This window comes from Rugosimonospora africana (assembly GCF_016862975.1).
GTDB classification, from domain to species: domain Bacteria; phylum Actinomycetota; class Actinomycetes; order Mycobacteriales; family Micromonosporaceae; genus Rugosimonospora; species Rugosimonospora africana.
In genome coordinates, this window is sequence record NZ_BONZ01000023.1 from 77,930 (window position 1) to 100,220 (window position 22,291).

Genomic DNA, 22,291 nt, shown 5'->3' on the forward strand with positions numbered 1-22,291 from the left:
CTCACAGGTCCGAGGCGAGGCGGGCCAGTATCCGCGCGGCGGGTTCGGCTGTGGCGTGACGGTACCCGGTTCCGGCCCAGAGGTTGACCAGCTCCGGGTCGCCGGCCGCGGCGGCGGCCTTGCGCAACGGGCTGGTGAGGTGGTGCAGCGCCGGGTAGCCGATCGGTGCGAGGTCGCCGTACCGTTCGATGAACCGGTTGCGCAGTCCCCGCGCCGGCCGTCCGGTGAAGGCGCGGGTCAGGACCGTGCCGCCGTCTGAAGCACATGGGGAGCCGGGCTGCGCTCCCCCTGATCCACGTTGGGGGTGCTCGCCTCCGCCACAACCCGGCTCCGGCTGCGCTCCCCGGGATGCGGTCGCCAGGGCGGTCCGGTGCGTCGCGGACGCCCCGCTCTCGTCGCTAAGCAACAGGACGGTACCCACCATTGCGGCCCGTGCGCCGGCGCGGACGGCGGCGGCGACGGCGGCCGGAGTGGCGAGGCCGCCGGCGGCGATCAGCGGCAGCGGGACCGCCTCGCGAATCTGAGCGACAAGGTCTGTCAGCGGCACCTGGGGTGGCGGCGCGGCCGGGGTGAGCGTGCCCCAGTGGCCGCCCGCAGTGCTGGACTGGACGACGAGTACGTTCGCGCCGGCGTCCGCGGCGGACCGGGCTTCCTCGACCGACGTGACGGTCTGCGCCACGACCGTCCCGGCCCGGCGGAAAGCGGCGACCACCTCGGGCTCGGGGATGCCGAAGGTGAAGCTGACGAGCGGCACGGGATCGGTGAGCAGCAGGTCCACCTTGGCGCGCCAGTGGTCGTCATCCTCGACCGGCTCGGCGCCGGCCAGCGAGAGACCGTAGCGGTCGGCCTCGACCTGGATGGCCCGCGCGTACCGCCGGAACGCCGGTGCCTCGACGGGCAACGGGTTGGGGGCAAACAGATTGACGCCGAACGGTACGCCCTCGGACCGTACGGCGGCGATCTGGGCGGCTGCCGTCTCCAACGTCGCGTACCCGGCCGCCACGAACCCGAACCCACCGGCGCGGGCGGCCGCGAGCGCCAACGCCGGAGTGCCGGGCCCGCCGGCCATCGGAGCGGCGAGGACCGGCAGCGTGAACCCGAGGTCGTCGAGCGCGTCGGCCATCCTGGTGCCTCCCGGGGTACGGACTGATTCCTCGATCGTCGACCCGAATGCGGGCGAATTCCACGTTCGGCGGTTGAGCCATGAATCACTTTCCCGGCGGACCGGCACCCCCGAAACGCCGCGAGGAACGAACGAGTGAGGCCGGGGCACCACGAGTGCCCCGGCCTCACCGCGCCCCGGCCCGCCCGGATCGGGCCGGCGGATGCGGGTTCAGGGACTGGAACAGGCCAGCGACGTGGGCGTGGCGTTGCTGCCGTTCCAGTTGCCCAGGAACCCGAACGTGGTGGTGCCGCCGGCGGGTACGGTGCCGTTGTAGGACACGTTCCGTACCGTGACGCTGGCACCGCTGGAGGCGTAGGAACCGTTCCAGAGCTGGCTGTTCGTCTGTCCATTGGGGAATGTCCAGCGCACCGTCCACCCGTTGATCGCCACGGCCATCGCGCGCACCACGGCCGTCGCCGCGACGACCGCGATCCGCCGAACTCTCATGTCCGACCTCCCTCACGGCTGGGCCAGGTCCGCCGTTCGCTCGACGGGCGCGGTGAGGCACCCGCGACCGCTGGGAAAGGCAATCATAGGCATCGATGTTATCGGAATTCTTCCGGTAGGCAAGGTGCGGCGATCTCCGCTGCTGATGGCGTACGCGGGCGGGCCGAGCGCGATCTCGTCGCTCGGTGGCGCGATCACCGGTTCCGGTAGGATTCCGTTAGCCGATCGCGCCGGAGGGCTTCGATTTGCCGGAGGCGCAGGTCAGGTTTCGACGGCGACGACCGCACCCCACAGCGGGCACCGGTCGCCGAGCGGGCGGCCGGGCAGCGGCGACCGGTCGTGGAAGGACCGCAGGATGACCGGCCCGCCCGGACGCACCGCGTGGCGCAGTGCCTCGCGCATCCCGGCGGCGAATGCCGGCGACGGCCCATCGAGCACGTTGGACAGGCTCACCGCGTCGTACCGGCCGGCCGGAACCTGCCGCAGATGCTCGACGACGTCGGCGTGCACCCACTCGATCCCGGTCACCGGCCCCGGCCCCGCGTCATAAGGCGCCGTGTCACCCGGCCCTGTGTCACCCGGCCCCGTGTCATCCGACCCCGTGCCACCCGGGCGCTCGCGGCCCAGCAGCAGGCGCCACGCCCAGGGGTTCGTCGCGTTCGGGTACCGGGCGACGCAGGCCGCTATCCGGCGGCGGAAGACCACGTCGAACCGCGACGGGATCACGTCGCGCAGGCCGGGTCGCAGGATGCCGGCCAACGGCCCGGCGGGTCGCAGGCCGGCGGCCATCAGGGCGCGCAGCATCGGCCGGTCCAGCTCTTGTCGCCACCATCGGGCCTGCTCGACCGGGTCGGTCAGCTCCAGAAACCTGGTCATCGCGGGCGGGCGCCAGGCCGGCACCGCGGCCGCGGCGGCGCGGCCGATTCGCATGAGCCGTTCGGCGGTACCGGTCAGGGTCGGCCCACCGGCGAGCCGGTCACGGGCGTACCCGAGCTGGGTCGCGCTGATGTCCACGGCGGTCACCCGGTGGCCGGCCCGGGCCAGGGCGGCGGCGGTGTCGCCGGCCGACGCGATGACCAACGCCCGGCTTCCGGGCGGGAACAGGTCGAGTTCGACGGCGTGATCCTCGTACATCCGCCCGAACATCACCTGTGGCCGCCGGCCCGGGGTGAGCCGGCCCGCCTGCCAGGGGCTGTCGGTCGCGGGCGTCACCCGTCGATGGTACGGCGCGCCGGCAGGCGCACCGGCCAGCACGGGGGCGCCGGCCAGCGCGGCCCGGCGCTACGGCACCGGGCGGGGGAGCAGCTCAGGCGAGCAGGCCGTGATCGGCCAGCTCGGCCGCGATGCCCCGGCCGGGGTTGCGCAGCGTCAGGGTGAGCTTCATGTCCGGGGCCGCCTCGTGAGCCGCGATGAGCGCACCCACCGCCGTCGGGTCGATGCTGGTGACCCGCGCGAAGTCGACCACGATGCGGGGGCGCCGCTGCCGCATGAGAGCGTTGATCAGCTCGCGGCGCAGCTGGTGGCTCGCGGTTTCGTCGATGTGGCCGCGCAGCGCGATGACGACGCTGTGCGCGAAGGTACGGGAGCTGACGGTGGGGGCCACCATCGCTGCCTCCGATTCGAGGGGTTCGTGCCGGCTTGAAGAGCCTGCTGACAGACCCAGCTGACCGGCTGCGCCGCGCCCAGGCGGCGACCGGCGGCGTTGTCGGCTCGCCCGGATACAACACCGGTATCCGGGCAAACCTCAGCCTTGCCGGACGCCCCTGGATCCCGGCTCGCTCGGCCAGAGGTCTGCCACCAGGCTCTACGCTACGGCCCGGTACCGATCCGGTACCAGACTCGGCGGGCTTCGGGATGGTCACGATGAGTACCCAGCGGGGCGAGCGGCAGCCGTTGCGTACCCGTCTGGTGTTCTCTGCGGCACTTATCGTGATTGCCGCGGGCGAGCGGGCGACCGCGATGAACTTTGTGTGAACACGGCCGCGATGGTGTTTCTGGCCCTTGGCCGCGCAACTGGGGGCGCCCTAGCGTCGGTGGCGTGGCGACAATCCTTGAGAATTCGAGGGTCCGCGTGGCGCAGGCGCTGGCGGAGGAGTTGCTGGGCGGGTGCGGTGACCGGTGGCGGCACACCATCGGGGTCGCCCACCGCGCCGAAGAGCTCTCCGCCACGGTCGAGCCGGGGGAGCGGGACGCTCTCGTGGTGGCGGCGTGGCTGCACGACATCGGGTATAGCCCGGCCGCCCTGGACACCGGGTTCCACCCGCTGGACGGCGCGCGGTACCTGGACCGGCACGGTTGGCCGCGGCGCATCGTCGCGCTGGTCGCTCACCACTCCGGCGCCGAGCCGGTGGCCGCCGTGCGGGGACTGGGCGAGCAGCTGAACTCGTACCCGGACGAGCGGTCCCTGGTGACGGACGCCCTGGCGTACGCCGACCAGACCGTCGGGCCGCAGGGGCAACGGCTGCCCATCCGCCAGCGGCTCGCGGAGGCTCTGGCCCGCCACGGCGCCGGATCGCCGCAGGCCAGGGCACACGCCGTGCGCGAGCCGCGGCTGCTTGCCATCGCCGAGCGGGTGGAGCGCCGGCTGGCCGAACTGGTGTCGGCACAGGCCCCGTCGTCACAGGCCGCGGACAACCGCCGGGCCACACCCCGCTGACCGTGCTCTAACCTGGGCCGGAATGGACCCGATCGAGCCCCAACTCATCCGTACCGACCGGCTGACCCTGCTGCCGCTGAGGGTGGAGCACGCCGAGGAACTGGCCGTGGCGCTGTCCGATCCGGCACTGCACACGTTCATCGGCGGCGAACCGGCCGACCCGCGGACTCTGCGCGCCCGCTACGAACGGTGGGTGGCCGGTTCGCCCGATCCGGCCGTCTCCTGGTGCAACTGGGCGGTTCGGCTGCGCGACGAGGACCGTCTGGTGGGTACGGTCCAGGCGACCATCACGGGTACCCCGGACTGTCGTACCGCCGAGATCGCCTGGGTCGTCGGCACCGGATGGCAGCGTCGCGGCATCGCCACCGAGGCGGCCCGCGCACTGGTCGGGTGGCTCACCGGGCTGCCCGTGCGTACCGTCGTCGCGCACATCCATCCGGATCACCGGGCATCGGCCGCCGTCGCCACGGCCGCCGGGCTCGCGCCCACCCCGGTCTACCAAAACGGCGAGGTCAGGTGGGTGGGACCGGCTGGCTCGGCGCCGGCTGGTTCGGCGCTGTCGCGGTGACGCCCGGCGTCGCCGGCGCCTTCGGGCGCATCAGCCCGCCGCCCAGCGCGATGAACGCGGGCAGCGCGGCCACGATGGTGAACGCGGCCGGCAGCGACACGGCGTCGGCGATCCCGCCGATCGCGGCGGGGCCGATCAGGTTGGCCGCGTAGGAGACGGTAGCCACGCCGGCGATGGCCTGCCCGGGATGCGGCCCGATCCGGCCGGCGGTCGCGAAGGCGAGCGGGATGGCCGTCGCGATCCCGATGCCGAGCAGCGCGAAGCCGCAGAACGCGGTGACCGTGCCGCGCCCGGTGACGATCAGCACCCCGCCGGCGACGCCGATCAGGCCGCTGGCGCGGACGGTGAGCACCGGCCCGAGCGCGCGGATGACCCGGTCGCCGCACAGCCGCATGGCGGCCATGACACCGGCGAACCCGCTGTACGCGGTGGCCGCCACGGCCTGGCTCGCTCCGGCGACCCGGTTGAGGTAGATGGCCGACCAGTTGATGCCGGAGGCTTCGGCGAACCCGGCGCAGAACGCGACGAGACCGAGCAGCAGGATCGTCCCGGTCGGCAGGGAGAACCGCCTCGGCGGGGGTACGTCGGCTCGCGCGTCCGACCGCCGGTCGCCGGGTAGCGCGTTGCCGGCGAGTACGGCGAGCGCCGCCAGAACCGCCGCGACGACCACCAGGTGCGGCCGGTACCCGATCCCGGCCAGCGCCGCGAGCGCGCCGATGCCGGATCCGATGAAGCTGCCGACGCTCCACAGCCCGTGCAGCCCGGACAGGATGGGCCGGCCGACCCGGGCCTCGATCGCGACCGCCTGCGCGTTGATGGCGACGTCCGCCGAGGCCGCGGCGGCGCCGTAGACGAGGAACCCGGCGGCCAGGCCCCACAGCCCGGTCGCGACGGCGGGCAGGACCAGCGACGCGGCCCACAGGGTGAGCAGCGCGCGGGTCGCCGACCGTACCCCCAGCCGGTGGATGACCCACCCGGTGAACGGCATGGTGGCCACCCCGCCCACCGCCGGCATGAGCAGGGCGACGCCCAGCATCCCCGGCGAGAGGTGCAGGTTCCCGGCGACGGCCGGCATCCGCGCGGCCAGACCTCCGCCGACCGCACCGTGGATTCCGAACGCCGCGGCGATCGCCAGCCGGTCCCGGGACATGCGCATGCCGCTCCTCCGAGGGGTTGTCCCGGCGGATGCCGAGTCACTGGGTCCGAGGCTACGGCCGGCGCGGGCCAAAGCCGATCACCCGGGCCCGCGATCGAGCGGGGATGGAGCGCCGGCCGCCCCGCCCCTTGCGTCCGCATCGATCGCGGTATGTACGGGCGTCCGCAGATAACAGTTCGGAAACCTTGCAGTTTTCCTTGACACCGGATCGACCAGTAAGAATTCTTATCACTTACCGTAAACAATCTTTCCTGAAGGGTCGTCGATGGACGAGGTGATGCCGACCGCGGTACGGGGCGCCGCGATCGATACCCGACCGTCCGGCGACGGCGTACTGGTCCGGCTCCGGGCCGGGCTGCCCGAGTTCACCGGCGCCCTGCGGCGCGTCGCCGAACAGGTGCTCGCCGATCCCATCGCGGCCACCCGGGCCACCATCGTCGAGTTGGCCGAGCGCAGCGGCACGTCGCCGGCGACGGTGACCAGGTTCTGCCGGGCGCTGGGCTTCGAGGGATACGCAGACCTGCGGCTCGGGCTCGCCGGTGAGACCGGGCGGGCGGCCCGCGCGGCCGGCTGGACGGTCGACATCGGGCGGGAGATCCAGCCCGGCGACCCACTGGAACGGGTCCTGCGCCAGATCATGGCGGCGGACACCCGCGCCATGCACGACACCGCGTCCCTGCTCGACCTGCGCGCGGTCGCCTGGGCGGCGGACGCGGTCACCGCCGCCCGCCGAGTGGACATCTACGGCGCCAGCAGCAACGCGTTGGTCGGCGCGGAACTCCAGGTCTGCCTGCACCGCATCGGCGTGCCCGCCTGGTGCTGGAAGGACATCCACGACGGGCTCGCCAGCGTTGCCAACCTGAGCGTCGGCGACGTGGCGATCGGCGTCTCGCACACCGGGCAGACCCGGGAGACCATCGAGGTGCTCGCGGAAGCCGGCAGCCACGGCGCCACCACGGTCGCGCTGACCAGCTTTCCCGGCTCGCCGCTGGCCGAGGTCGCGGACCTGGTGCTGCTGACCGCCGCGCAGGCAACGCCGTTTCGCCCCGACGCGCTGTCCGCCCGCCACCCGCAACTGGTCGTACTCGACCTGCTCTACATCGCCGTCGCGCAGCGCCTGCACGAGCGCGCGCACACCGCCTTCCAGCTGACCGCGCGGGCGGTGGCCGCGCACCGCGCCGGCAAGGAGGCCGGCACGTGACCCGACTTCCCCTCCGGGCGGACGCGATGACGCAGACGCAAACGGCACGGATGCAGCGCCACCGGCGCAGTGCGACCGGCGCAACGCGACAGGCGCAACGCGACAGGCGCAACGCCACAGACGTCGACGCTGACCGTCGACGCCGCACCACCGCCGGGCGTCGTGCCCGCCGTGATGCGGCCAGTACCACCTGACAACCGACAGATTCTCACCACCAGGTAGCTATCCGAGGAGGAAGCGTGAGGCGAAGGATCGCGGTCGCCGCGGCTCTCGCGGCGACGCTGCTCGGCGCCGCGGCATGTGGCGGCAAGAGTGCGTCCTCCAGCGATTCGCTGGATGGCAAGGGCAAGACCCTCAAAGTCTGGCTGATGGTCGACGCGCAGACCGGCTGGCCGGGCGTGGTCGACGCGGCGAACGCCAAGTTCAAGGCCGACACCGGCGCCAACGTCACGATCGAGTACCAGCAGTGGACGAACCATCTCACCAAGCTGGACGCGACGCTGGCCGGCAAGGACGTCCCGGACGTCATCGAGCTGGGCAACACCGAGGCGGCCAAGTACGTGTTCAACGGCGGCCTCGCCGACATCACCGCCAAGAAGAGCGGCTTCGACAACAGCGCGAACTGGCTGACCGGCCTGTCCGCGCCGTGCGAGTCCGACGGCAAGCTCTACTGCGTGCCGTACTACGCCGGTGCCCGGGTGCTCATCTACCGCACCGACATGTTCTCCGCGGCCGGGTTGCAGCCGCCGAAGACGTACGAGGATCTGGTCGCCGACGCCCAGAAGCTGAAGTCGCAGCATGCCTCGGACCCGAAGTTCTCCGCGTTCTACATGCCGGGTGCCTACTGGTACGCGGCCATGTCCTGGGTCTACGGCTCGGGCGGGCAGATCGCGCAGAAGGGCAGCGACGGCAAGTGGAAGGGCACGCTGGAGGACCCGGCCGCGGAGGCCGGCCTGCAGAAGTGGGCCGACCTGGCCAAGCAGTACTCGAAGGGTGACCCCACCAAGAACGAAAGCGACCAGGACCCGGTGTTCGCCCAGGGCGACAGCGCGATGCTCTACGGCAACGGCTGGGAACTCGGCGCTGTCCAGTCGCAGCACAAGGACGCCAACGACCCGAACTCGCCGATGGTGGACACCGCGGTGAAGGGCAAGGTCGCGGCGGTGCCGCTGCCCGGCTTCTCGGACGGCAAGTCTCTGCCCAGCTTCCTCGGCGGCTCCATCGTCGGCGTGGCCCAGAAGAGCAAGAACCAGGGCCTGGCCGCCGAATGGATCAAGGACTTCACCAGTACCAGCTCGCAGCAGGCGTTGCTGGCCAAGGGCGCCCTGCCCAACGCCACCAACCTGCTCGACGCGGCCGCCGCGGTGGCCGGCAACGAGGCCAGCGCCACGGCGGCCAAGAGCAGCTGGTTCACCCCGAACGCCCCGACCTGGGCGGACGTGGAGAAGGGCAACATTCTCCAGCAGGCCCTGGTGGACATCGTGACCGGCAAGAAGTCGGTGGACGACGCCGCGAAGGCGGCCGACGAGCAGATCACGTCGGCGCTGAACGCTTCCTGACCCACTGCCGCGGTGCCGCCCGCCACCGGGCGGCACCGCGGCGGAAACCGGCCGACAGGCGAGGGGAGTAACCCGATGGTCTCGGTCGAACCGTCGACCCGAGAGCCGCTCGATCGACGCGTGAACATGCCGGTGTCCGCCCTCGCGGGCCGGCGCCGCCGGGGGCGGCAGGCCACGCCGTACGTGCTGGCACTGCCCACACTGATCGTGATCGCCGCTCTGCTGGCGTACCCGATCGTCAAGATGATCATGTTGTCCTTCCAGCACCTCACCCAGCGAGACCTGTTCACCGGCGAGTCTCCGAGCTGGATCGGCCTGGGCAACTACACGGCGGTACTCAGCGACAGCTTCTTCTGGACCGTGGTGGTGCGCACGGTCGTGGTCGCCGCGGTCTGCGTACTGCTGTCGGTCGGACTGGGGCTGGCCGTCGCGTTGCTGATGCGTCGGGTCACACCGTGGGTACGCATCCTGATGACGGTGGCCATGATGCTGGTCTGGTCGATGCCGCAACTGGTGTCCACCCAGGTCTTCGGCTGGCTGGTGGACGCCGACTGGGGCGTGCTGAACTGGGCGCTGGACAAGATCCCGGGCGTGGACTACACGAACCACAGCTGGTGGGTGAACCCGGTCCAGGGCTGGACCGTAATCGTCATCCTGGTTGTCTGGGGCGCCATCCCGTTCATCGCGATCAGCTTGTACGCGGGCCTGTCGCAGGTACCGCGGGAGCTCGTCGAGGCGGCGGTGATGGACGGCGCGGGGCCGTGGGCGGTGTTCCGCAGCGTGACGTTCCCGATCCTGCGCCCGCTGGTGGGCATCGTGACCACGCTGTCGGCGATCTGGGACATGGGCATCTTCACGCAGATCTACGTGATCCGCGGCAGCAAGCCCGAGTTGGACTACTACAACCTCGCCATCTACGCCTACCAGGAGGCGTTCGCCAAGAGCCAGTACAGCCCCGGAGCGGCGATCTCCATCCTCACGGTGATTCTCATGCTCGGCCTGATGGCGTTCTACGTACGGCAGATGTTCAGGATCGGAGATGCTGACTGATGGGCGCTCCCACGCTGCGGGTGTCGCAGCACCGTTCCCGGCCCGGTACGCCGCCGGCCCGGCCGCCGCGGCGCCGCCGGAACACCGCCGATCCGCACGTCGGGCGCAGCCGCACCGGAAGCCTGGTGGCCAACGCCGCCGGCCTGCTGTTCGCGGTGGTCATGGCATTCCCGGTGTACTGGGCGATCAACACCGCGTTCAAGCCGGTCAACGAGGTGGAGACGTTCACGCCGGAGTTCGTGCCGCGGCACCCGACGCTGTCCAACTTCGCCTCCGCGCTGAACGCCCCGAACTTCCTCACCGACCTGAAGAACAGCGTGATCGTGACCGTCTGCGCGGTGGTGTTCGGGCTGATCATCGGATTCCTCGGCGCGCTGGCCATCGCGCGGTTCCGGTTCTACGGCCGGCGCGCGCTGATCCTGGTGATCCTGATCGTGCAGATGATCCCGTTCCTGTCGCTGCTCATCCCGCTGTACCTGACGATGAACGGGCTGAATCTCACGAACAGCCTGACCGGCGTGGTCATCGTGTACATGGTGCTGGTGCTGCCGTACACGGTCTGGATGCTGCGCGGGTTCATCATCGGCGTACCCCGGGAGCTGGACGAGGCGGCCCTGGTCGACGGCTGTACCCGCTGGCAGACGTTCTACCGGATCATCCTGCCGCTGACTGCTCCGGGACTGGTGGCCGCGTCCATCTACGGCTTCATCCAGACCTGGAACGAGTTCATCATCATCAACACCCTCAACGACTCCGGCAAGTGGAACCTGATGGCGTGGCTGGCGAGCAACCAGACGCTGCGCGGCACCACGTGGGGTCCGTTGATGGCCGCGGCGACGCTGACCTCGCTGCCGGTGGTGGTCTTCTTCCTCATCATCCAGCGCAACGTGGCGACCGGCCTGACCGCCGGCGCGGTCAAGGGCTGACCGTCACCGTCTCCCAGGTGCGTTCGAGGCCGGCGGCGAGGCAGCCGTCCACCACCGCGTCCGCGCCCAGGGCGCTGACCCGCAGCTCGGGCAGGACCGGGGCGAGCCGGCGCAGTTCGCGCTCGACCGGGGCGATGAGGCCGGCGGCCTGCCCGACGCCGCCGCCGAGCACGATGAGGTCGGGGTCGACGACCGCGATGACGGAGCAGATCGCCCTGGCCACCAGTACCGCCTCGTCGGCGACGACCCCCGCGGCGCGCACGTCGCCCCGCGCCGCGGCGGCGAACACCCGGCGCGCGGAGACCGAGCCCCGCAGGCCCGCATCGCGCGCGGCCCGGACGATGCCGGCCGCCGACGCGGCGGACTCGAAGCCGCTGCGCCGCCGGGCGTCCCGCGGGTCCCTGGCGTCGCGCAGGCCGCGGGTGCCGGTGGCGCCGTCCAGCGGCAGGTAGCCGATCTCTCCGGCGGCGCCGTGGACGCCGCGGTGCAGCCGGCCGTCGAGCACCAGCCCCATGCCGATGCCGGTGCCGATCCACACGAACGCGAAGCTGTCCACGTCGCGCCCGTGGCCGTGCGCCCGTTCGGCCAGCGCGGCGGCGTTCACGTCGTTCTCGACCATGAGTGAGTCGCCGAACGCCTTGCGCAGCTCGGCGAGGATCTGCGGCTTCTCCCAGCCGGCCAGGCCGCTGACCAGGGTGAGGGCGTCGCGCCGGGGGTCGTAGACGCCGGGACTGCCCAGCACGGTCTGGGTGATGTCGGCGGCGGTGATGCCGGCCTCGGCGTACAGGCTCTCGGCGAGCCGGACGAGTTCGGTGACCCGGGCGTGCGCGCTTCCGGCCCGGGTGCGCGCGAACGACCGGGCGCGGATGCGGCCGGAGAAGTCGCCGATGGCGCCCCGCAGGAACTGCTTGCCGACGTCGAGGGCGAGGACGAAGCCGGCCTCGGGGTGGACCTCGTACAGCAGGGCGGCCGGGCCGGGGCCACCGGTACGCACGCCGGAGGTGCGCACCAGACCGGCCCGTTCGAGGTTGGCCAGCGCCAGCGACACAGTGTTCTTCGAGAGGCTGGAGATGCGGGCCAGGTCCGCGCGGGAGATGTGGCCGGCGGTCCGGATCTGGTCGAGGAGCAACTGCTCGTTCATCGCCCGGATCAATCGCGGACGGGCGGCCGAACCGCCCCCGGCCTGTGTGCTCACGCCGGCCCCTCGCGTCCCGCGAGGGCCCGCCGTTTACGCAAGCTGCTGAGCCTCATCGTTCGCTCACTGCGTTCGCTCACCACGACCCCTCGCGTCCCGCGAGGGCCCGCCGTTTACGCAAGCTGCTGAGCCTCATTGTTCGCTCACCACGTTCGCTCACCACGACCCCTCGCGTCCCGCGACGGCCCGCCGTTTACGCAAGCTGCTGAGTCTCATCGTTCGCTCACTGCGTTCGCTCACGCCGCCCCCTCGTTGCCGAGCTGAGATCTGCCAGCTGATCCAGGCCCTTGCATGCGTCTGGTCGATAGTCTACTTTCCTAACAAACACCGGTCCATGACCGCCCGGGAGGAGCAACGGATGCACTCACCGGTCGTGCTGGGGCTGGATTTCGGCGGGACGAAAATCGCTGTCGCGGTGTGCGAGATGACCGGGGCGCGGCTCGGCTCGGCGACAGTCCAGACCCTGGCCGAGCGAGGCGCGCGGGCGAGCCTGGACCGCGGCATCCGCGCGGCGCGCACGCTGCTCGCGACCGCCGCGCCCGGCCGGCCGCTGGCCGCGGTCGGCGTCGCCACGTTCGGCATTCCGGGTGAGGACGGCGTGGCGCTGGCGCCGACGGTTCCCGGTTGGAGCGACCTCGCCCTGGGCCGCGAACTGCGCGAGGCGTTTCCGGGCGCGCGGATCAGCATGGGTACCGACGTGAAGGCCGCCGCCGCGGCCGAGGTCGCCTGGGGCGCGCTGGCGGGCGTCGATCCGGGCATCTACCTGAACCTCGGCACCGGGCTGGCCGTGGCGATCGTCGCGGGCGGCACGGTGCTGTACGGCAGGCACGGCGCCTCCGGCGAGATCGGGTACAACCTGCGGTCGCGCGGCGACGTCGGGCTGTCGCTTTCCGACCGCACACCCTTGGAGGACGCGGTCAGCGGCGTGGCCCTGCTGCGGCAGGCATCGGCCGTGCTGCCGCGGGCCACCGGGGCGGTCGACGTGTTCGAGCGGGCGCCCGACGACCCGCGGATGGCCCGGCTGCTGGACGACTTCGTGGCGGAGCTGTCGTTCCACCTGGTCAACCTCGCCGTCGCGGTCGATCCCCAGCGGATCGTCGTCGGCGGCGGCATGGCGAGGTCGTGGGACCGGATGCACGCCAGCCTGCGTGGGGCGTTGGACGCCGCGGTGCCCTTCCCGCCCGAACTGGTGCTGGCCGAATTTCCCTTCGACGCGCCCCTGATGGGTGCCCTCGCCCTCGGCACGGCCGCGGCGCGTGACGCACTGAACGAAGGCGCTGTGGCATGAGCGCCGTGGCATGAGCACAGATCAAGAAGGGATTGCTCCGATGAGACGCACCAAAGCGCTCGCCGTCATCGTGGCACTGGGACTGGCCCTGACGGCGTGCGGATCGCCGAAGACCAAGACCAGTGGCAGCGATGCCCCTGACGATATCAACGCACCGCGCAAGCAGGGTGGCACCGTCACCATCGCCAACGAGCAGGGCCAGACCTGGACCTGCCAGTTCAACCCGTTCAACCCGTCCAACAACGTGGAGTCGGTCGGGTTCGTCTACGAGCCGCTGGTGTTCGTCGACCTGCTGAACAACCAGGCCGAGACTCCGATGCTGGCCTCGTCGTACCAGTGGAGCGCGGACAAGAAGTCCATCGTCTTCACGATCCGCGACGGGGTGAAGTGGAGCGACGGCCAGCCGTTCTCCGCCGACGACGTGGCGTTCACGTTCAACCTCATGAAGCAGTTCCCGGCCATCGACCTGTACGCGCTGTGGACCGGCGCCGGACTTCAGTCGGTGACCGCCAGCGGCAACAAGGTCACCATGTCCTTCGCGCAGGCGGCCCAGCCGTACTTCTTCAACTTCGCGGACCAGGTCGGCATTGTGCCCAAGCACATCTGGTCGACCGGCGAGCCGGCGTCGCACCCGGACACCTGGGCCGACCCGGACCCGGTCGGCACCGGGCCGTACAAGGTGAGTCCGTGCTCGGCCAACAACATCCAGTACGTGGCGAACACCAACTTCTGGCAGGCCGGCAAGCCGTACATCCAGAAGGTGGAGTACCCGGCCTACCTGGACAACGGGCCGGCGAACCTCGACCTGGCCAACGGCAAGGCCCAGTGGGGCAGCCAGTTCATCCCCGGCATCAAGCAGTTCTACCTGAACAAGAACAAGAACAACCACACCTGGTCGCCGCCGATCACGAACGTGGCCATCTTCCCCAACCTCGACCCGTCGCACGCGGCGACCAGCAAGCTCGCCGTGCGCCAGGCGATCGCCTCGGCCATCGACCGCAAGCAGGTCGCGCTGATCGGTGAGGGCGGGCAGCAGCCGGCGGCCAACCAGACCGGCATCGTGACGCCGACGTTCCAGAAGTACTACGACGCCTCGGCGGTCTCCGCGGCCGGGTACGACAAGCCAGACGTGGCCAAGGCGACCCAGCTGATGCAGAGCGCGGGGTACTCGAAGTCGAACCCGCTGAAGCTGACCATCATTACCATCACCGGGTACACCGACTGGGACGCGTCGCTCGCGGTCATCAAGCAGGAGCTGGCTCCGATCGGAATCGACCTGACCATCTCCGACCTGGCGCAGCAGACCTTCGACGACCGGCTCTACAACGGCGACTTCGACCTCGCGTACTACGGCGAGCCCAGCAACGGCCCGTCGCCGTACTACGAGCTGCGCGAGATCATGTACTCGAAGAACTCGGCGCCGCTGGGCAAGCAGGCCAACAGCAACTACGAGCGATACCTCAACCCCGACGCGGACAAGCTGTTCGACCAGTACGCGACGGCTGACGAGACCACCCAGGTCTCGCTCGTCAAGCAGATGGGCGCGCTGATGCTCAAGGACGTGCCGGTCATCCCGACCACCGAATCGGTCGACTGGTTCCAGTACAACACCACCGACATCGGCGGATGGCCGACCGAGCAGAACCCGTACGCCCAGCCGTCCGCGTTCAGCATCCCGGACGTCGAACAGGTGCTGCTGCACCTGTACTCGAAGGCCGCGCAGTAATCCACCGTCGGATAAGGATCGGACCATGGCAGTGAGCACGAGGAGCTGGTCGCCGTGAAGTTCCTGTTGCGACGTCTCGGGTTCTTCGTGCTCACGCTGTGGGCCGCGTTGACCCTCAACTTCTTCATCCCCCGGATGATGCCGGGCAGCCCGCTGAACGCATTGCGTGCCCGCACCCACAACAAGCTGTCCCCGGCCGCGCTGCAGCAGATGCTGACGGCGTACGGGTTCAAGCCCAACCAGAACTGGTTCGTGCAGTACCTCGACTACCTCGGCAACATGCTCTCCGGGCACTGGGGCATCTCGATCGGGGCGACGCTGGGCACCCCGGTGTCCAAACTCATCGGCCAGGCGCTGCCGTGGACGCTCGGCCTCGTCGGCGTGGCCACCATCCTCGCCTTCGCGCTGGGGTCGCTGATCGGCACCGTCTCGGCCTGGCGCCGGGGCGGGAAGGTGGACTCCATCCTGCCGTCGGTGTTCGTGGTCACCTCGGCGCTGCCGTACTTCTGGGTGGGGCTGCTGCTGATCCTCGTGCTGTCGCTGTGGACGGGCGGGCTGCTGCCCAGCGACTTCAACTACGACAACAGCCTGCAGCCCTCGTTCACCCTGCCGTTCATCGGCAGCGTGCTCAGGCACGCGATCCTGCCCGCCGGGACGATCCTCATCACGTCCATCGGCGGCTGGATCCTGACCATGCGCAACAACATGATCACCACACTGGCCGAGGACTACGTACGGATGGGCCGGGCCAAGGGCCTGCCGAACCGGCAGATCATGTACGGGTACGCGGCCCGCAACGCGTTGCTGCCCAACCTTTCCGGGTTCGCGATGTCACTCGGCTTCGTCATCTCCGGCTCGATCCTGGTCGAGTACGTGTTCAACTACCCCGGCCTGGGATACCTGCTCTACAACGCCGTACAGAACACCGACTACCCGCTCATGCAGGCGCTGTTCATGCTGTTCACCGTCGCCGTGCTGCTCGCGGTGCTGCTGTGCGACTTCGCGACCGCGTGGCTGGATCCGCGCGCCCGGGCGAAGGGATAGACCATGACCTCCTTACTGGTCCAGCCGACCGGGGCCGCACAGGCGCCGACCCAGACGCGACGGCGCGGCAGGGGCGGGATTCTCGTCGCCGTACTGCGCAACCGCAAGGCGAGCATCGGACTGGGCATCTTCGTGGTGTTCTGCCTGCTGGCCGCGGTACCCCAGCTGTTCACCTCGGTACGCGACCCGAACAAGCTGGCGTTCACGCCGTCCGAGACGCCGTCCGGGGCGCACTGGCTCGGTACCACCGCACTGGGGCAGGACATCTGGGCCCAGCTCGTCTACGGCACCCGCCAGTCGCTGGTCATCGCGGTCGCGGCGGGCCTGTTCGCGACCGTGCTGTCGGTGCTGATCGGGGTGTCCGCGGCCTATCTCGGCGGGGTCGCCGACGACGTGCTGTCGCTGCTGACCAACGTCTTCCTGGTCATCCCGACGTTTCCCCTGATCATCATCCTGGCGACGTACGCCGGCAAGGGCACCCTGCTGGTGGTGCTCATCGTGCTGGTGGTGACCGGCTGGTCGTACGGCGCCAACCAATTGCGTGCGCAGGCACTGTCCCTGCGCAACCGGGACTTCCTGGAATCCGCCCGGGTACGGGGCGAGCGGCGCTCGTACATCATCGTGTTCGAGGTACTGCCGACGATGACGTCGCTGATCGTGGCGAACTTCCTCGGCGCCGCGCTGTACTCGGTGCTGACCGCGGCCGGACTCCAGTTCCTCGGCCTCGGCGACCCGAACTCGATCAGCTGGGGGACCATGCTCTACTGGTCGCAGAACCAGCAGGCGCTGCAGACCGGACTGCCGTTGTGGTCCATCGCGCCGGGTGCCTGCGTCGCCCTGCTGGGCGTCGCGTTCGCCCTGATGAACTACGCCTTCGACGAGATCAGCAACCCGGCCCTGCGACCGGTGAGGAGGCCACGTGTCAGGCGCGTCCATTCTTGAGGTCCGGGATCTGTCCGTCATCTATCCCGGGGCGGGCGGCACGGTCAGCGGGCCGGTCGGCGCCGTCGACCGGGTCTCCTTCGACGTCCACGAGGGTGAGTTCGTCGGGGTGGTCGGCGAGTCGGGGTGCGGCAAGTCGACGATGCTGTTCGCGATCGCGCGGCTGCTGAGCCCGCCCGCCTCCATCACCGGCGGCAGCGTCACCTTCCGCGGCGACAACCTGGTCACCATGGCCGACCGGCAGCTGAACCTGCTGCGGTGGCGGAACCTCTCGGTGGTCATGCAGAGCGCGATGAACGCGCTGAACCCGGTCACCTCGATCGGGGCGCAGTTCAAGGACGCGCTGGAAGCGCACGGGAAGTTCACCGCGGCACAGGTCAGGGAGCGCTCGGTCGAGGTCATGGACCTGGTCGGCATCGACCCGGTGCACCTGAAGAGCTACCCGCACCAGCTCAGCGGCGGCATGCGGCAGCGCGCGATGATCGCCATGGCGCTGCTCTTCACGCCGGAGCTGGTCATCATGGACGAGCCGACCTCGGCGCTCGACGTGGTCGCCCAGCGCTCGCTGATGCTCCAGATCAAGGAGTTGCAGCGCCAGCTGGGCTTCGCGGTCATCTTCGTCACCCACGACATGTCGCTGGTGAGCCACTTCTCCGACCAGTTGCTGGTGATGTACGGCGGCCAGGTGGTCGAGGTGGGACCGACGCGTATGGTCTTCGACACCCCGTCCCACCCGTACAGTCGCGGGCTGCTCGACGCGTTCCCGTCGGTACGGGGACCGAAGGTCGAGTTGACCGGGATACCGGGCAGTCCACCCGATCTCGCGCAGCCGCCCGAGGGATGCCGGTTCAATCCCCGGTGCCCCGTGGTCGAGGGCGACTGCCACAGCGTCGAACCCGAGCTGTACCAGGTGGGCACGGTCCGTTCGCGGTGCCTGCGCCACAACCCGGAGCGGGCCGGCACGGTGGAGGTGTCCTCGTGAGCGCACCCACCCAGCCGGTACCGGCGCAGCGCACCCCGGCCGGTGAAGAGCCGGCTCCGCTGCTGGCGACCCGCGGCCTCACCAAGCATTTCAAGGTCGGCGGTGCCTTCTCCGGCCGGAACCTGCACGCGGTGGACGGCGCCGACATCGTCATCAACCGCAAGGAAATCGTCGCGCTGGTCGGGGAGAGCGGCAGCGGGAAGAGCACCATCGCCCGCCTGCTGGCCCGGGTCTACCAGCCGACCTCGGGCGAGATCCTCTACCAGGGCCGGCCGCTGTCCTCGATGCGCGGCCGGCGCCAGGTACTGGAGTACCGCGGCGACGTGCCGATGGTGTTCCAGGACCCGTTCAGTTCGCTGAACCCGGCCTACCGGGTGTCGCACGGCATCATGCGCGGCCTGAAGCTGCATCGCCACGAGCTGAACCGGGCGCAGCGCTTCGAGGAGGCGGTAAGGGTCGTCGAGGCGGTCGGGCTCACGCCGGCCGCGGACATCCTGGACCGGTACCCGTACGAGCTGAGCGGCGGCCAGCGGCAGCGGATCGGCTTCGCGCAGGCGCTGGCGTATCGGCCGAAGCTCATCCTCGCCGACGAGCCGGTGTCCATGCTGGACGTGTCGATCCGGATCGGCCTGCTGAACGTGATGGCGAAGCTGCGGGCGGACGAGGACGTGTCGTTCCTCTACATCACGCACGACATCGCGAGCGCGCGGTACGTGTCCGACCGGCTGATGGTGATGTATGCCGGGCACGTGGTGGAGTCCGGCCCGACCGAGGCGGTGCTGGCCGACCCGAAGCACCCGTACACGCAGCTGCTGCTGTCGGCCGTACCGGACCCGCGGGCACCGCTGGAGGTGACGGCGGAGGCCGCCAAGGGTGAGCCACCGCGGGTCATCAACCCGAGCCCGGGATGCCGCTTCCGCTGGCGCTGCCCGCTGGCGATCGACGAGTGTGCCACGACCACGCCGCTGCTACGCCCGCTGGCGCCGGCCCACGTCGCCGCGTGCCACGTGGCGACGGCGGATCCGGACCCGACCGCGGGCACGGATTCCGTCGCAGGCTCGGATTCGGGTGGGGAAGCGGCACCGGAGTAGCTCAGTTCACACGACGGCGCCGCGTCCATGGTGGACGCGGCGCCGTCGTTTCGGGTGAGGTCGCCGGTGCCCGATCGGGGGCGGGCACCGGCGGACGCGGTGGTTACCCAGCCAGTGGTTACCCGGCCACGTCGATCCTCGGCGCGTTCCAGCCCGAGACGCTCACCACCGGCGTGGCACCCTTCAGGTCCGACGCCCGGTAGCTGACGGTCAACGTCTGCGACTCGCCAGGCCACAGCGTGATGTCGTTGTCGCTCCACAGGGCCGAGCCGACCTGGTTGTCGCCGGGCAGTTCCTTGCCGGAGTGGGTACCGCGGCGAAGGTCCGCCCGGAGGAAGAAGCCGACCGTCGGCGTCTTCGAGGTGTTGGTGACGGTCACCGTGGCGACCCGGTCGGCGCCGTCCGGACCAGGCTGGCTCCGGGTGCTGACCTTTGCGCTGATCCTGCTGGTGGGCAACGACTTCAACGCGCTGAAGTCGGCGTACTGCGACATGGTGGCCTGCGGGTTGCCCATGGTGGCCGGCCAGTCGACCACGTCGGCCTGGCTGGACACCCAGTACACGTTGCGGTCCACCACCTTGCCGCCCTGGCTGAGCTGAAGCTCCACAAAGGACGTCTTCGCCGCGGCGGGCGGAACCGTGGCAGCCGGCACCTTCGCCGTGAGCACCGCGTTGCGTACCTGCTGGCTGGCCAGGCTGATGCCGCCGGCCCGCTGGTCGTCGAGCACGTTACCGGCCAGGTCGTAGACCTTTTCCTGGACGGACAGGCCGCTGGCCGCCTTTCCGGTGAGGTTGTCGACGGTCACCGTGTTGTCGTCGTACCCGTAGAGCACGTGCAGCCCCTCGTTGGCCTTCTTCGCCCCGAAGAAGCTGCCCGGCTGGTCGCCGTCCTGGTTGTAGAGGTCCCACAGCAGCGTCGGCCAGCCCTTGTTGACCTGCCAGTAGATGGTGCCGGTGGCCGGAGTGGGCTGGTTGGTCGAGTGGGCGACGAACGCTTCGAACTGGGAACGGGTGTTCTCGTAGTTCTGGACCTGGGCCTCCTCGACATAGCTGTCCAGGTCGGACCAGGCACCGTACCGGTTGGTCATCGCCTGGTCGAAGGTGTAGAGCGTGCCGAAGGCGTAGCCGCCGTGGTCGGGTTCGTAGTTGGCGTGGTACTGGTTGTACGCCGGATCCTGCCAGAGGGCGGCCTGCTCGGTCGGCGACATGAACCGCCGGATCGAGTCCAGCGTCGGCACCGTGTCCCCGGCGCTCTGCTCGCTGTCCAGGCCCCAGGAGCCGCCCACGTTGGTACGGGACGAGTCGCCGGGGTCGAAGTTGCTCGTGTCGTACCAGTAGCTCGGCGGCACGTAGTCGTACGGCCCCTCCTTCTCGCCGGCCTGGCCCAGCGTCGGCGTGCTCTTGTACTCCGCCGAGGCGATGATCGGGACGTCGAAGTCGGCCTGCTGGAACGCCTGCAGCGACACGGCCTCCTGGGTCGGCCGGGGCTGGTTGTCGCTCCAGCTGAAGGTGAACACGCTGGGGTGGTTACGCTCGTTCTCGCCGATGGTCTTCGCGGACAGCGCCATGATGTCTAGCGCGGCCTGGCTGATGGTGCGCCCGGCCTGCCACGCGTCGCAGCACTGGAAGCCGGCGTCGATGAGCATGCCGGCCGCGTCCGCCTGCTGGTAGAAGTTCTCCGGCATGAAGTGCCCCTCGAGCCGCAGGGTGTTGATGCCGAGGTTCTTCAGGATGGCGAACTGGCGGGCGATGTCCGTCGCCGAGTAGTGCAGCAGCAGATCCTCGGCGAAGCCGCCGCCGCGGACCACGAAGGGGCGGCCGTTGATGGCGAAGCTGCGCACCCCGTCGGGCGCGATCGGGGATGCGCCGACCAGGGAGGAGGTCACCGTACGGATGCCGAACGTCTCGCTCGTCTGATCGAGCGCGTTTCCGTGCTGGGACACGGAAGTGCCCAGCGTGTAGAGCGGCGACGGGCCCATCTGGTACGGCCACCACACCTGCGGGTGCGCGACGGTCAGGCTCGGGTACGCGCCCGGGTCGAACGAGACGGTCTGAGTGGTGTTCGCCGGTACCGTCACCGACTGGCTGACCACGATCGGCCGGCCGTGGTTCGGCGGTGTCACCGTCGCGCGCACGACGCCGGTCTGCGCCGCCGCGGTGTGGTTGGTGACGTCGGTCTTCACGGTCAGCGAGGAACTGCTGAGATCGGCCGCGTTCGACTGCGTGACGTGAGCGTTGCTCTCGCTGAGCGAGGCCGCGACGTCGAGCTGGATCGGGAACTGGATGCCGGTGTTGTTGTCCGGCGGGATCTGGTTCCAGTCCACGTCGTCGACGGTGAACATCTTGCTGGGATCGTTCGGGTAGACCTCCAGCGCGAGCGAGTTCCGGCCGTGGCGCAGTACGCCGCTCACGTCGAAGGTGAACCGGGTGTACGCGCCGGTGACCGTGTCCTTCGTGGCCACCTCGGTGCCGTTGACCCAGACGTCGGCCGCGCCCACGACACCGTTCACGACGAGGCTCGCCACCTGCCCGGAGTGCAGGTTGGCGGTGAAGTCGGTGCGGAACCACCAGGGCACCGCGAACTGCGGCACGGTCACCGGCCCGTTGTCGTCGGTGTACCCGAAGCACTTGCGCATGTTGTCCGAGTAGTACACGTTGGGGCACTTGCCGTTCTGTACCAGTGCCTCGATCTCGGTACCCGGCGCGTCGCCGTCATCCGGCCGCACGGACAGCCAGTGTGTGGTGGAGAACCCGGGGGCGGAGATCTGCGCGCCGCTCTCGGTGGCGGTGTCGCTGCTGACCACCTTCCAGCCGCCGGTGCCGAGGTCGTTGGGGGAGCGGGTGACGTGGGCGGCGGATGTCTGAATGCCGGATGCCGCGCCGGCCGGGACCGCCGCGTTGGCGGCGCCGGGCCCGCCGAGGGCGGGTGCGCCGAGGGTCGCGGCGACCGCGAACAGGGTCAGTAGTCGGAGTGGTGTGCGAGAGCCAATGCGCCGTTTGACCATGGGCCATCTCCTGAACGCATGCGGGGGCGCGGGCGGGCGAGCCGGCCGGAGCGCGCCGTGGACCGAACTGTGCCGTGGGGATCGAAGTGTGCCGAGGATCGGACTTACCGGGTTGAGAATGGTCAGACAGTCTTCCTGATAGAACATAACAGATACCGGCGGCGCTGGGCAGAAGCGCGACGCGCGTTCTCGTTGCCGACCCGGGTCCGTGCTCTTTCCCGGCCCGAGTCTGCGCTCTTTCCCGGTCGGTGTCCGCGCTTTCCCGGGTCGGTGTCCTGTGTGGACAATCGC

At 70.1% G+C, this 22,291-nt stretch carries 19 protein-coding genes; 12 read left to right on the forward strand and 7 right to left on the reverse strand.

Features of this window, described 5'->3' with window-relative positions; all coding sequences use genetic code 11:
* Position 1 precedes the first annotated feature (1 nt).
* The 4 genes from Raf01_RS12760 to Raf01_RS12775 all read right to left on the reverse strand — a co-directional run bounded on the left by Raf01_RS12760 (position 2) and on the right by Raf01_RS12775 (position 3,218).
* Positions 2–1,123 (reverse strand): nitronate monooxygenase, encoded by a 1,122-nt coding sequence (locus Raf01_RS12760; protein ID WP_203918039.1) that lies wholly within the window; start codon positions 1,121–1,123, stop codon positions 2–4.
* Positions 1,124–1,333: 210 nt separating this feature from the next.
* Positions 1,334–1,612: a cellulose binding domain-containing protein gene (locus Raf01_RS12765; protein ID WP_203918040.1), complete on the reverse strand. Its 279-nt coding sequence runs from the start codon at positions 1,610–1,612 to the stop codon at positions 1,334–1,336.
* Positions 1,613–1,873: 261 nt separating this feature from the next.
* Positions 1,874–2,824: a BtaA family protein gene (locus tag Raf01_RS12770; protein ID WP_203918041.1), complete on the reverse strand. Its 951-nt coding sequence runs from the start codon at positions 2,822–2,824 to the stop codon at positions 1,874–1,876.
* 94 nt (positions 2,825–2,918) lie between these two features.
* Positions 2,919–3,218 (reverse strand): STAS domain-containing protein, encoded by a 300-nt coding sequence (locus Raf01_RS12775; RefSeq protein WP_203918042.1) that lies wholly within the window; start codon positions 3,216–3,218, stop codon positions 2,919–2,921.
* A 432-nt stretch (positions 3,219–3,650) separates the two neighbouring features.
* On the opposite strand from Raf01_RS12775, the gene Raf01_RS12780 reads away from it, so the two are divergent.
* Together Raf01_RS12780 and Raf01_RS12785 are read left to right on the forward strand one after the other, a co-directional pair.
* Complete coding sequence (locus Raf01_RS12780; protein WP_239133563.1) at positions 3,651–4,268, forward strand: HD domain-containing protein; 618 nt, start codon at positions 3,651–3,653, stop codon at positions 4,266–4,268.
* Between the two features lie 22 nt (positions 4,269–4,290).
* Positions 4,291–4,836 carry a GNAT family N-acetyltransferase gene (locus tag Raf01_RS12785; protein WP_203918043.1) on the forward strand — a complete coding sequence of 182 codons (546 nt, stop codon included), beginning with the start codon at positions 4,291–4,293 and terminating at the stop codon, positions 4,834–4,836.
* Here Raf01_RS12785 and Raf01_RS12790 read toward each other — a convergent pair.
* Positions 4,781–5,992, reverse strand: coding sequence for an MFS transporter (locus Raf01_RS12790; protein ID WP_203918044.1), 1,212 nt, complete (start codon positions 5,990–5,992; stop codon positions 4,781–4,783). The two genes, Raf01_RS12785 and Raf01_RS12790, sit on opposite strands and share 56 nt — an antisense overlap.
* A gap of 265 nt (positions 5,993–6,257) precedes the next feature.
* On the opposite strand from Raf01_RS12790, the gene Raf01_RS12795 reads away from it, so the two are divergent.
* The 4 genes from Raf01_RS12795 to Raf01_RS12810 all read left to right on the forward strand — a co-directional run bounded on the left by Raf01_RS12795 (position 6,258) and on the right by Raf01_RS12810 (position 10,728).
* Complete coding sequence (locus Raf01_RS12795; protein ID WP_203918045.1) at positions 6,258–7,193, forward strand: MurR/RpiR family transcriptional regulator; 936 nt, start codon at positions 6,258–6,260, stop codon at positions 7,191–7,193.
* 239 nt (positions 7,194–7,432) lie between these two features.
* Positions 7,433–8,752, forward strand: a complete 1,320-nt coding sequence (locus Raf01_RS12800) for an extracellular solute-binding protein (RefSeq protein ID WP_203918046.1) — start codon at positions 7,433–7,435, stop codon at positions 8,750–8,752.
* Positions 8,753–8,827: 75 nt separating this feature from the next.
* Entirely contained in the window at positions 8,828–9,802 is a 975-nt protein-coding gene (locus Raf01_RS12805; protein WP_203918047.1) for a carbohydrate ABC transporter permease, read from the forward strand.
* Entirely contained in the window at positions 9,802–10,728 is a 927-nt protein-coding gene (locus Raf01_RS12810; protein ID WP_203918048.1) for a carbohydrate ABC transporter permease, read from the forward strand. The genes Raf01_RS12805 and Raf01_RS12810 overlap by 1 nt, the downstream gene beginning before the upstream one ends.
* Here the strand turns inward: Raf01_RS12810 and Raf01_RS12815 are convergent.
* Positions 10,718–11,923 carry an ROK family transcriptional regulator gene (locus Raf01_RS12815; protein WP_203918049.1) on the reverse strand — a complete coding sequence of 402 codons (1,206 nt, stop codon included), beginning with the start codon at positions 11,921–11,923 and terminating at the stop codon, positions 10,718–10,720. The two genes, Raf01_RS12810 and Raf01_RS12815, sit on opposite strands and share 11 nt — an antisense overlap.
* A gap of 358 nt (positions 11,924–12,281) precedes the next feature.
* On the opposite strand from Raf01_RS12815, the gene Raf01_RS12820 reads away from it, so the two are divergent.
* From Raf01_RS12820 to Raf01_RS12845, 6 genes are read left to right on the forward strand one after another with little or no spacing between them, the layout of a single operon-like run.
* Positions 12,282–13,211, forward strand: a complete 930-nt coding sequence (locus tag Raf01_RS12820) for an ROK family protein (protein ID WP_203918050.1) — start codon at positions 12,282–12,284, stop codon at positions 13,209–13,211.
* Positions 13,212–13,251: 40 nt separating this feature from the next.
* Positions 13,252–14,937: an ABC transporter substrate-binding protein gene (locus tag Raf01_RS12825; RefSeq protein WP_203918051.1), complete on the forward strand. Its 1,686-nt coding sequence runs from the start codon at positions 13,252–13,254 to the stop codon at positions 14,935–14,937.
* Positions 14,938–14,991: 54 nt separating this feature from the next.
* On the forward strand, positions 14,992–15,981 hold the full coding sequence (locus tag Raf01_RS12830; protein ID WP_203918052.1) for an ABC transporter permease: 990 nt from the start codon (positions 14,992–14,994) through the stop codon (positions 15,979–15,981).
* Between the two features lie 3 nt (positions 15,982–15,984).
* Positions 15,985–16,923 (forward strand): ABC transporter permease, encoded by a 939-nt coding sequence (locus Raf01_RS12835; protein ID WP_203918053.1) that lies wholly within the window; start codon positions 15,985–15,987, stop codon positions 16,921–16,923.
* A complete protein-coding gene (locus Raf01_RS12840; RefSeq protein ID WP_239133564.1) occupies positions 16,901–17,905 on the forward strand; it encodes an ABC transporter ATP-binding protein in 1,005 nt (334 codons plus the stop codon). The genes Raf01_RS12835 and Raf01_RS12840 overlap by 23 nt, the downstream gene beginning before the upstream one ends.
* Entirely contained in the window at positions 17,902–18,996 is a 1,095-nt protein-coding gene (locus Raf01_RS12845; RefSeq protein ID WP_203918086.1) for an ABC transporter ATP-binding protein, read from the forward strand. The genes Raf01_RS12840 and Raf01_RS12845 overlap by 4 nt, the downstream gene beginning before the upstream one ends.
* A 118-nt stretch (positions 18,997–19,114) precedes the next feature.
* Here Raf01_RS12845 and Raf01_RS12850 read toward each other — a convergent pair whose 3' ends face one another.
* Complete coding sequence (locus Raf01_RS12850) at positions 19,115–22,000, reverse strand: glycoside hydrolase family 2 protein (protein WP_203918054.1); 2,886 nt, start codon at positions 21,998–22,000, stop codon at positions 19,115–19,117.
* Between the last annotated feature and the right edge of the window lie 291 nt (positions 22,001–22,291).